This window comes from Flavobacterium sp. TC780 (assembly GCF_056783245.1).
This window is the reverse complement of the sequence record NZ_JBXBAV010000137.1, coordinates 1-10,241: the sequence shown is the minus strand read 5'-3', so window position 1 is coordinate 10,241 and position 10,241 is coordinate 1. Positions and strand designations below refer to the sequence as shown.

Sequence of the window (10,241 nt, the reverse complement as noted above, 5' to 3'; positions counted from 1 at the left end):
AAGGTTAATACATGCTCCTGTTGTTAGGGAGGCAGCACCTATAAATTCTAAAATAATAATTATTCAGCATTATGGTGGGGGCAGTGGATTATTGAAAAATGAAATTTTATTAGCATTAAGTGAATTTGATAAATCAGAGTGTTTTTAATAGTAACTAATAAAATTATTTTATGTTCGAAAATATAGATGCATTTGTAAATAGATGTGCCAATTTCACTGATAATGAACTTGACATATTTCATACTTTAATTGATTTTAAAACTGTCAATAAAAAAGAATATTTATTACAAGAAGGGGAAATTTGCAACTTTGAGGCTTATGTTTCAAAAGGGTGTATAAGAAACTACTTTATAGACGAAAATGGGTTTGAGGTTATTCTGCAATTTGCAATAGAAGGTTGGTGGGTTAGCGATATAGCAAGTTTTCATGAAAAGAAACCAAGCAAATTATATATCGAAACCTTAGAAGATTGTGAGTTGTTTTTTCTGACGTATGAGAATAAAGAAGAATTATTAAAAAGGGTACCAAAGTTTGAAGGGTTCTTTAGGTTAATGGTTCAAAAAAACCTTTCTTCTACACAAAACAGGTTAATTAATACAATTGCAAAATCTGCTCCAGAAAAGTATTTAGACTTCATAAAATTATATCCTACAATTCCTCAAAGAGTTACCCAACATCATATTGCTTCTTATCTTGGTATATCAGCAGAATTTCTAAGTAAGATAGAAACAAAACTTTCAAAGCAATAGATTTAATTCTTTTATTTTTATAAAGAAGAACTTCCTGTTAACTTATTTGTTTTCAGGAAGTTTTTCTTTATAATCAAATTACTTTCTTGAACTAGTTCAATGCACAGATCTAATTTTCAAAAGAAATTTGTGCAGTAATTAGTAAGTTAACAAAGCTTAAGTATTTTCTTGAACTAGTTCAATGCACAGGTCTAATTTTCAAAAGAAATTTGTGCAGTAATTAGTAAGTTAACAAAGCTTAAGTACTTTCTTGAACTAGTTCAATGCACAGGATTAATTTTCAAAAGAAATTTGTATCACCAAAAAATAGAATAAAGTTATGGACAGAAAAGAATTTTTAAAAAAAGGATTATTTGGAACAGGAATGTTTGCTGCAACTGCTGCATTCGGGAATATTATTAAAAATGAGATAGATGAAATACAACCATTAGAAATTATAGGGCTTAATCATCTGCCAAATGAAAAATCAAACATAATGGAAAATACAATTTTGCACAAAGCAGAAACAAGAGGAGTAGCAAATCATGGATGGTTGGAAAGTCATCACACCTTTAGTTTCGCAAACTATATGAATCCTGAACGAATGCATTTTGGGGTATATGAGAGTGTTGAATGATGATAGAGTTAGATCCGGGTATGGGATTTGGGACACATCCACATGACAATATGGAAATTATAAGTATTCCATTAGAAGGAGACTTGGAACATAAAGATAGTATGGGAAACACTGCTGTAATCAAAAATGGGGATATCCAAGTTTTGAGTGCTGGTAGTGGAATTTTTCACAGTGAATATAATAAAAACAAAGATAAATTAGTAAAGTTTCTTCAAATATGGGTCTACCCTAACAAAAAGAACGTAACTCCAAGGTATGACCAAATTGGTTTAAATCTAGAAGAAAGAAAAAATAAATGGCAACAAATTCTTTCACCAGATCCAAATGATGCTGGTGTTTGGATACACCAAGATGCTTGGTTTCATTTAGGAAATTTCAAAAAAGATTTCAAGACGGGTTATAAAATCAAAAATACTGGAAATGGTGTTTATGTTTTTATAATTAAGGGTTCTGCAACTATTGGGGCCTATGAATTAACAAAACGAGATGGACTAGGAATTTGGAATATAAATAATCTCAATATAACAGCAAATTCAGATGATACGGAAATCCTTCTGATGGAAGTACCAATGACTTTATAATAATTAAATAATAATGACTTAAAAATTACAAAATGGTAAAAACAACTTGGGTAATTGATTAACACACTCGGAAATTGGCTTTAAAGTAAAGCACATGATGTTTACAAATGTATCTGGAAAATTCAACAGATTTAATGCACACGTTGAAAATGAAGAAAACAACTTTGAAACTTCAAAAATCAGCTTTTCAGCTGAAGTAGATTCTGTTGATACAAATAATTCAGATAGAGATAATCACTTAAGAAGTGCTGATTTCTTTGATGCTAATTTTTTTCCAAAAATTTCATTTACATCTACAGCGATAAAAAAAATTAATGATGCTTTATTTGAAATTACTGGCGATCTAACGGTTAAGAATGTAACAAAAAGTGTTGTTCTAGAAACAGAATACAGTGGATTAATGACTGATCCATGGGGAAATACAAAATCAGGACTTTCGATAAATGGAACAATAAACAGGAAAGAATTTGGTTTGACTTGGAATGCAGCTCTTGAAACAGGGGGAGTTCTAGTTGGAGAAGAAATCAAATTAATTTCTGAAATTCAATTAATTAAACAATAATTTTTAATCTTAAAATAACAAAAAATGAAAAAAGTAGTTTTATGTTTAGTAGTAGGTTTTACAACCTTGACAGGTTTTGCACAAAAACCAAGTCCAAGTTTATTAAATCCAATAAACCATACTTTGGTTTTAATCGACAATGAAGGACAAATGGCATTCGCAACAAAAAGTATCGATATTGATCAGTTGCGCAATAATACAGCAATTGTAGCAGGAGCTTCAAAAATTTTCAAGGTACCTACAGTTGTTACAACTGTAGCTGAACATGTATTTAGTGGACCGGTATTTCCCAGAAATTGAAGAATTTTATCCTCAAGCAACATCAAATTACATTGACAGAACAACAATGAACACTTGGGAAGATGCAAAAGCCTATAAAGCAATTACCGCAAAAGGAAAAAAGAAAATAGTTCTTGCGGGTTTATGGACAAGTGTTTGCATTGCAGGACCAGCCTTGTCAGCCATTGCAGAAGGATATGATGTTTACATAATTACTGATGCATCTGGAGATGTTTCTAAAGAAGCTCATGAAATGGCAGTGACCCGAATGGTTCAGGCAGGAGCACACATGATGACTTCAATGCAATATTTATTAGAATTGCAACGTGACTGGGCTCGAGGTGAAACTTATGTAGCCGTTACTGATTTAGTAAAAAAATATGGCGGCGCCTATGGTATCGGCGTACAATATGCCCACGGGATGTTGAAACACTAAGATTATTAATCAAAAAGGCAGGTGTTATACCTGCCTTTTTAAGCTCATTATACTATGAAAACAATCTATACATTTGTTCTTTCGCTTTTGTTGACAGGAGGTGTCTTTGCTCAAAAGGTTGATATTATTGTCATCAATGGAAGAATCACGACTCTTGATGATAAAAACCCTGAAGTACAAGCTTTGGCTATTTCAGGAAATAAAATCGTTCAGACTGGGACAAATACCCAAATACTGAAACTTAAAACAAAACAAACAAAAATAATCGATGCCAAAGAAAGTCGTGTTATTCAGGACTTTTTGATAGCCATTTACATGTTATTCGCGGTGGTCGATTTTATAATACTGAATTGCGTTGGGACGGAGTTACTTCACTAAAACGTGCTTTGCAAATGTTGAAAGAACAGGCTTCACGAACGCCTGAGGGTCAGTGGATTAGAGTAGTTGGTGGATGGAATGAATATCAGTTTGAAAAAAGAACTTCCTACATTAGCCGAAATTAACGAAGCAACAGGAAATGTGCCTACGTTTATTTTGTATCTCTACGGGAAAGCATGGCTCAACAAATCAGGTATTCAAAAATTAAATATCAATACCGATACACAAAATCCAGTTGGAGGTTTAATAGAAAAAGACAATGACGGAAATCCAACCGGTTTATTGGTAGCCGAACCGAATGCTTTTATTTTATATTCAACTTTGGCAAAATTGCCCGAATTGACTAAGGAAGAAAAAATGAATTCGACCTTGCAATACATGACCGAATTAAATCGCTTAGGCGTAACTGCCGTAATGGATGCCGGTGGCGGTTTTCAAAATTTCCCTGACGATTATGGCATTACCGAAGAGTTGAACAAACAAGGAAAAATAACCATGCGTTTGCCATTCTTTTTGTTTGCACAGAAAAAGGAACCGAATTAGCCGATTATACCAAATGGATTGGAATGGTTGAAATTGATGACCATGGACATAATGGAATTAACGAAGTCGATTATCATGTTGAAGGTGGAGGTGAAAATTTAGTTGCTGATGCTGGCGATTTTGAAAATTTCCTTTTTCCACGTCCCGAATTGCCAATAACTATGGAAAAAAACCTTAAAGACGTCTTGAGCTTATTGGTTAAAAATCATTGGCCTTTCCGTATACACGCAACCTATGACGAAAGTATTTCGAGAGATTTAGACGTTATTGAAGCCATAAATAAAGAAACACCGCTTAACGGATTGGTTTGGTTCTTTGACCATGCCGAAACTATAAGTGAGCAAAATATGCAACGCATCAAAGCGTTGGGGGGTGGTATAGCTATTCAGCATCGTATGGCTTATCAGGGAGAAAATTTTATTCGTCGCTATGGCAAAAAAAATGCATTAGCTGTACCTCCGGTTAAACGAATGTTAGAATTGGGTTTACCTGTAGGTTTAGGAACTGACGGAACTCGTGTAGCTAGCTATAATCCTTGGGTTTCATTATACTGGATTACCACTGGAAAAACCATTGGAGGAACACAGGTTATGGCAAAAGAAAATACGTTAGATAGAAAAACAGCTTTAAAACTGTTGACACAAGGTGGATTTGATTTGATTAAAGAACAATTGAAAGGAAAAATTCAAAAAGGCTATTTTGCTGATTTGGTTATCCTTGACAAAGATTATTTTTCAGTGGAAGACGAAGCTATTAAAGGAATTACATCAAAATTGACCATTGTTGATGGAAAAGTAGTATATGGTTCCGACGAATATAAAACCGTTGCACCAGCTGGTTTACCGGTAATTCCCGAATGGAGTCCTGTGAAATATTTTGGAGGGTATCAAACTAAATAATTCTAATAACGATTTAGTTGTGAGAAAATTATTTCAAACAATAATATACATTTATCTGTCTGCTTGTGTAGTTGATTTGTCGTTATTGATGTTCAGAATCTCGCTCTCGTCAGAATTAATGGAAGTGCACGGACTCAAAAAATTGGGTGTCGGAGTCGCTGCTGTCGACCAAGTGCCCAATCCGTTGCATTTGCCCGAAGCATTCAATATCATATTTGCTGATGCTGCCAATCTTGTTTTTCCGGTATTTGTCATCTTTGGGCTCTTTACCCGATTGGCTGTTTTGCCTATATTGGTTGTAACATTGACAGGCTATTTTGTTTTGCACTGGAACGATACTTTACTGATAAAAGATAATCCTTATATGTATAGTTTTTGTTACTTGTTCATTTTGGTAGTAGGCGCAGGAAAATATTCGTTGGACAGTTTTTTCATAAAAAATGAAATATAAAGCATTGTTTTTTGTGCTTTTACTAAGCCAATTCGGTTTTTCGCAGCAACTACTTGATTTTAAAATGTTACGGTATGACGAAGATTATGCTAAGGTAAAAATGGATTCTGCTTCGACATTTTTTGATAAAATAAAGCACATAAAACTAACGAAAAGTGATGATTTATACCTTTCATTTGGGGGAGAATTACGGTCACAATACCAATATTTTAAAGATGAAAATTGGGGTGATACAGAAAACGATAAAGACGGTTTTTTGTTAAACAGAGCTTTATTTCATATAGATTTTCATTATAAAAAAGTTTTCCGCATTTTTTCACAATTGCAAAGCAGTACAGTAATTAGTCGAATTGATCCAAGTCCAGTGGAACGAAATGATTTAGATATTCATCAATTGTTTTTTGATTTTATTCTTGATTTGGAAAAAAGTAGCCTTCTTTTTCGATTAGGACGGCAGGAAATGCTCTATGGTTCACAACGATTGGTGTCGGTTCGTGAAGGACCAAATAACCGACAAGCGTTTGATGCGGTAAAAGTTGCGTTAGAAAAAAGAAAATTTAAATCAGATTTTTTTTATAGTCAATCTGTTAAAAATATTCCTGAAATTTTTGATGATAGACTGAATCCGAATATCAAATTTTTCGGTATTTATAATACGTTCAACAAATTACCAATTATTGGAAACATCGATTTTTATTATTTGGGACTAATAAAAGCGTCTGCTGAATTTGATGATGCACAAGGAAAAGAATTACGACATTCTGTAGGAACAAGAGTCTGGTGTAAAAATCACAACTGGAATTACGATACAGAAGCTGTTTACCAATTTGGATCAGTTGGAGCAAAAAATATCGAAGCATGGACATTATCGCTCAATACTTCGTACCAGTTTGCTAGGGTAAAATTTAAACCTATTTTTGGCTTAAAAACTGAATTTATTTCAGGCGATAAAAAGTATGATGATGACAAAATACAAACGTTTAATCCATTGTTTCCAAAAGGAGCTTATTTCGGTTTAGCTGCACTTGTAGGACCTTCTAACTTGTTTGATATCCATCCGTCTATTGATTTGGAGTTGAAAAAAGACATTATTTTTTCGGTAGATTATGATATTTTTTGGCGAATGAGTCGCAACGATGGGATTTATCAACCTAATACAATATTGATGTATTCGGGAAAAAACACATCGAAAAAAGGCATTGGTAATCAACTAGGGGCAAACTTGAATTATGATGTGAAAAATTGGTTAGCTTTCAAAATAGAAGGAACTTGGTTCAATACAAAAGGTTATTTAAAAGAAGTAACCTCGGGGAGGGACATTATATTTGGTGCTGCGACGGTATATTTAAGATTTTGATGGATTTAAAACAAAAATATGCTTCATTCTTGCTCAGCTTTATTGCTGGTTATCATGATATAGCTGGCTTTATTGCTTTTGCTGGAATTTTCACTGCTCATGTTAGCAGAAATATCTTAATGGTTAGTACTGCGATCGTTTAAATTTAAAAAAATAGTGAAGTTATAGCACGTTTGTTATTTATTCCTGTTTTTATATTAGGTGTAACACTGACGTCAAGAATTTTGAAAATACTAAAAGGCAACGATGCTCAAAAGCTGGACATGATGTCCATTTTACAAGTGCTGTTATTGTTTTTCTCCATGAAAAACAGCAATCGAACCATCGAAACCAGATGGATAATTGAAGAAAGTATTGGTGTTTTGATTTTGGCAATACAAAATGTGTACATAAAAATCGTTTTGCCCGAAATGTTACGGGTAACTTGACAGTTTTTTCGATCGAATTTGAAAATCTTCTAAGTGCCATTTTTTTTAACCGATAAAAAACACAATAAGATTAACTTCTTGAAAACTGGAAATGCGATTTTAGGGCTTTAGCTGTCGGTCTTTTTGAGGTATGATGTGTCTAACAATTCTGATTATTGTCTTTATTTACTGAAATATTAATTTTAGGATAAACAGACTCGTCTCCAGATTTTTCAATTCAGCTTTATTTAACAATATTTTATAGACCTCACTTAACTTATATGATTCCAAATTACAGAAGGATTGTTTGTTGGCTATGCATGTGATATAGAAACGTCAAGGATTGCAAATTATAATTTGGGTTCTCATGAGTTTTTTTTACGTTTTGAAGTATTTGAGTATTTTGACAGGATAGTGTCATCCAGATTTTTTTAATAAAAAAATATAAACCTTATTTTATTGTCATAGAAAAGTTCATTAAACAGAGATTAAAATGATTGAGAACAATTTAAATGAAAAAGAAATTATAATGAGATTATAAAATTTATATAGAATGAGCCAACAATTAAAAATTTTAGTATGTGACCAAAATCAAACGTTTTTCAGATACTTTAGGAAGAGATTTCAAAAGTTTAAATTTAGTTTTTTTTCGGATGTAAAAAAAGATATTTCCTCATTTAATGGATTTGATTGGATTATTTTTATACAGGAAGGCCCGTGAAGAATACATGACATTCTTTAAGCAACTTGAAGAAAATCCCTCAATAATTTTAGGAATTCACCAGAGAATCCCCATTCCAGTTAAGTATGAAATAAATGAAACTAGTAATGTACGGTTATTATATATGCTTGAGACAAAAGAAGAAATTAGTACACAACTTAAAAAATATTTTGGTATAGCTTAATAAAAATAAATAGTATTCTTTATTGAAATAATAAAATAGGTTATAATTACTCTCGAAGTATGTCTCAACCTATTGTTGATTCCTAGTTATAGTTATAGCATATTATAATTGATTTATTTTAAAATAATTTTTAATTTTTAAAAAATGATAATTCAGATTGAACCTTTAAGTGATCATAAAAAATATAATGTTAACGGACATATTGTATATAAAAATGAGTTTAAGATTTGGTCATGTTATACTGATTTGTCTGATATAGAAATTCAGGCTTTCTTGACATATGAAAAAATAGTTATAAACAATAGTAAGATTAAGAAACATATAAAAGCAACGTATCGAATTTGACCAAATAGGATATTTTTTTTAAATCACATAAGATAAATTACTCAATATAAAAATAATGAATGAAAATAAACTAGATAGTTCTAATGTAGAATTATCTGAAGTGCAAGAAAATTGATACTTATTATTCATTTCACCACAAAATAGAAAAACATTATAAAAAATTTAATTGCATTATTTGTCTTTTCATGCATTTTATTACCAAATGCATTTGCTCAAAGTATAAAATCAGGAATTAATACCAAGAGCCAAACAGCATACAGACTGTGGGAGGGGCATTTGGAGCTGCATATCGTGAAACTAACGTAAGTACAACTTTAACAGATTAAGGTTACTATATGACATACAATGGAATAGCTTCTAATGAAATTATTACTTTACCTCAAATAAGTACTGTAACAGGACTAAAATTCACTGGTAGAGGTTATAAAATTAAAAATATGTCCTGGGAAAGTATTACAATAAAATGCTCTACTAGTAACACTATAAAATATGGTAATAATAAATCTGCAAACACTATAAATTTATTAAGTGATGGCTACGTAGATCTTGTATGTACAAATAACGATTCCAATTGGGACTTGTTATTTGTTTCTGAATCAGACTATGCAGGTGCAATTACTAAGACAGAGCTTAAATTACCAAGATATTTTCTCGGTGGTGATAGTACTACGAAATATGATACGGGAAATGATTGGCTTCTAAAAAGTGTAGTAGGTGATGGAAATTACGAGTGGATTTCTAGGTATGCAAAAATAACGTATGAGTATCAAGGACCTGCATTTGATATAAGCAGGATGGCTACTGTAGCTAATGTAGATAATTTGTTAAAACAATCTAGAAAAAAACTTATTTAATTTTGTTTGAATTGGTAAGCAGTTTTATTATTTATAAGGAAAAAGAGTTGCTTTCAAGCAGCTATTTTTTTGATTATTCTGATTCGAATGTGGTTCTTTTACTACAAATAAAGACTAAGGTATTTAACAATTATTTAGCTTTTATTTAAGTAAATCCAAAAATAAAACATTAAAAAAATAGTCTTTATCTTGTTAAGTAATTATTTCAAAGAATAAATAATTAACACTAAAGTTTAATTAAATTAATTCTATCTACTTGAACATACTCATTTTTTTTTCATTCAAGATTTTTATTATGTTGTAAGTAATTAACTGTAAGGTAGTTGTGTTACTTGTGCCGAAATGAGTATAAGTGCGTATTTTTTTTATTTCCAAGTGTTTTTACTTGTCTTTAATTTGGTTTTTGGTTTTTTAACATAAAATATTTAAAAAACCAGTAAGAGTATTAATCAAAACCAAACCAATTTATGAAAAAAACAATTATTAAAAGAAGGTTACTTTTTCCAATTAAGAAATTAATGTTATTTCAGATTGTTTTAACACTTTTATTTTTAAATAGAAGTGAAGCTATTAATTTGAACAACTACGAAGAATTAGTTAGTTATGAGGAAATTACTAGAAAAAAAATATTGTTTAAGAATTTATTTGCCCCTCTAGTAAAGGGTAAAGTAATAGATCAAAATGGAAGCCCTTTACCTGGGGCAACAATACTTGCAAAAGGAAGTAAAATTAGTGTTCTTACAGATTCCGATGGTAATTTTGTAATCGATATGCCAGCCAATAGCACAAAATTAGTAGTTTCTTTCATTGGCATGGAAACAAAGGAAGTAAACATTACTAACTCACCACTTACAATTACTTTAAATGAGCAAGGGCAAA

The 10,241-nt window shown here is 31.4% G+C and carries 16 protein-coding genes and 2 pseudogenes; all 18 read left to right on the top strand.

Going from position 1 to position 10,241, the window contains the following annotated elements; translation table 11 throughout:
- Window positions 1-170 precede the first annotated feature (170 nt).
- Window positions 171-749: a Crp/Fnr family transcriptional regulator gene (locus tag AC1RYN_RS14930; protein ID WP_481807584.1), complete on the top strand. Its 579-nt coding sequence runs from the start codon at window positions 171-173 to the stop codon at window positions 747-749.
- A 475-nt stretch (window positions 750-1,224) separates the two neighbouring features.
- Window positions 1,225-1,946, top strand: a pseudogene (locus AC1RYN_RS14925) (pirin family protein).
- A 32-nt stretch (window positions 1,947-1,978) separates the two neighbouring features.
- Window positions 1,979-2,508: pseudogene (locus AC1RYN_RS14920) on the top strand (YceI family protein).
- Between the two features lie 24 nt (window positions 2,509-2,532).
- Window positions 2,533-2,808, top strand: a complete 276-nt coding sequence (locus AC1RYN_RS14915) for a hypothetical protein (protein ID WP_481807583.1) — start codon at window positions 2,533-2,535, stop codon at window positions 2,806-2,808.
- Window positions 2,783-3,223, top strand: a complete 441-nt coding sequence (locus tag AC1RYN_RS14910; protein WP_481807582.1) for an isochorismatase family protein — start codon at window positions 2,783-2,785, stop codon at window positions 3,221-3,223. Before AC1RYN_RS14915 ends, AC1RYN_RS14910 begins: the two co-directional genes overlap by 26 nt.
- A gap of 54 nt (window positions 3,224-3,277) precedes the next feature.
- Window positions 3,278-3,601 carry a hypothetical protein gene (locus AC1RYN_RS14905; protein WP_481807581.1) on the top strand — a complete coding sequence of 108 codons (324 nt, stop codon included), beginning with the start codon at window positions 3,278-3,280 and terminating at the stop codon, window positions 3,599-3,601.
- Window positions 3,574-3,726 carry an amidohydrolase family protein gene (locus tag AC1RYN_RS14900; RefSeq protein WP_481807580.1) on the top strand — a complete coding sequence of 51 codons (153 nt, stop codon included), beginning with the start codon at window positions 3,574-3,576 and terminating at the stop codon, window positions 3,724-3,726. The genes AC1RYN_RS14905 and AC1RYN_RS14900 overlap by 28 nt, the downstream gene beginning before the upstream one ends.
- Window positions 3,692-4,144: an amidohydrolase family protein gene (locus AC1RYN_RS14895; RefSeq protein ID WP_481807579.1), complete on the top strand. Its 453-nt coding sequence runs from the start codon at window positions 3,692-3,694 to the stop codon at window positions 4,142-4,144. Before AC1RYN_RS14900 ends, AC1RYN_RS14895 begins: the two co-directional genes overlap by 35 nt.
- Before the next feature lie 23 nt (window positions 4,145-4,167).
- A complete protein-coding gene (locus AC1RYN_RS14890) occupies window positions 4,168-5,043 on the top strand; it encodes an amidohydrolase family protein (RefSeq protein ID WP_481807578.1) in 876 nt (291 codons plus the stop codon).
- Window positions 5,021-5,494 carry a DoxX family protein gene (locus AC1RYN_RS14885; RefSeq protein ID WP_481807577.1) on the top strand — a complete coding sequence of 158 codons (474 nt, stop codon included), beginning with the start codon at window positions 5,021-5,023 and terminating at the stop codon, window positions 5,492-5,494. Before AC1RYN_RS14890 ends, AC1RYN_RS14885 begins: the two co-directional genes overlap by 23 nt.
- Complete coding sequence (locus tag AC1RYN_RS14880; protein WP_481807576.1) at window positions 5,484-6,851, top strand: alginate export family protein; 1,368 nt, start codon at window positions 5,484-5,486, stop codon at window positions 6,849-6,851. Before AC1RYN_RS14885 ends, AC1RYN_RS14880 begins: the two co-directional genes overlap by 11 nt.
- Window positions 6,851-6,994, top strand: a complete 144-nt coding sequence (locus AC1RYN_RS14875) for a hypothetical protein (protein WP_481807575.1) — start codon at window positions 6,851-6,853, stop codon at window positions 6,992-6,994. The genes AC1RYN_RS14880 and AC1RYN_RS14875 overlap by 1 nt, the downstream gene beginning before the upstream one ends.
- A gap of 81 nt (window positions 6,995-7,075) precedes the next feature.
- Window positions 7,076-7,279 carry a hypothetical protein gene (locus AC1RYN_RS14870; RefSeq protein WP_481807574.1) on the top strand — a complete coding sequence of 68 codons (204 nt, stop codon included), beginning with the start codon at window positions 7,076-7,078 and terminating at the stop codon, window positions 7,277-7,279.
- Between the two features lie 270 nt (window positions 7,280-7,549).
- Window positions 7,550-7,693 carry a hypothetical protein gene (locus tag AC1RYN_RS14865; protein WP_481807585.1) on the top strand — a complete coding sequence of 48 codons (144 nt, stop codon included), beginning with the start codon at window positions 7,550-7,552 and terminating at the stop codon, window positions 7,691-7,693.
- Between the two features lie 245 nt (window positions 7,694-7,938).
- Complete coding sequence (locus tag AC1RYN_RS14860; RefSeq protein WP_481807573.1) at window positions 7,939-8,163, top strand: hypothetical protein; 225 nt, start codon at window positions 7,939-7,941, stop codon at window positions 8,161-8,163.
- Window positions 8,164-8,307: 144 nt separating this feature from the next.
- Window positions 8,308-8,508 (top strand): hypothetical protein, encoded by a 201-nt coding sequence (locus tag AC1RYN_RS14855; protein WP_481807572.1) that lies wholly within the window; start codon window positions 8,308-8,310, stop codon window positions 8,506-8,508.
- Between the two features lie 335 nt (window positions 8,509-8,843).
- Window positions 8,844-9,362: a hypothetical protein gene (locus tag AC1RYN_RS14850; RefSeq protein ID WP_481807571.1), complete on the top strand. Its 519-nt coding sequence runs from the start codon at window positions 8,844-8,846 to the stop codon at window positions 9,360-9,362.
- 467 nt (window positions 9,363-9,829) lie between these two features.
- Window positions 9,830-10,241: carboxypeptidase-like regulatory domain-containing protein (locus AC1RYN_RS14845; protein ID WP_481807570.1), on the top strand; the 412-nt coding region annotated here is incomplete at its 3' end.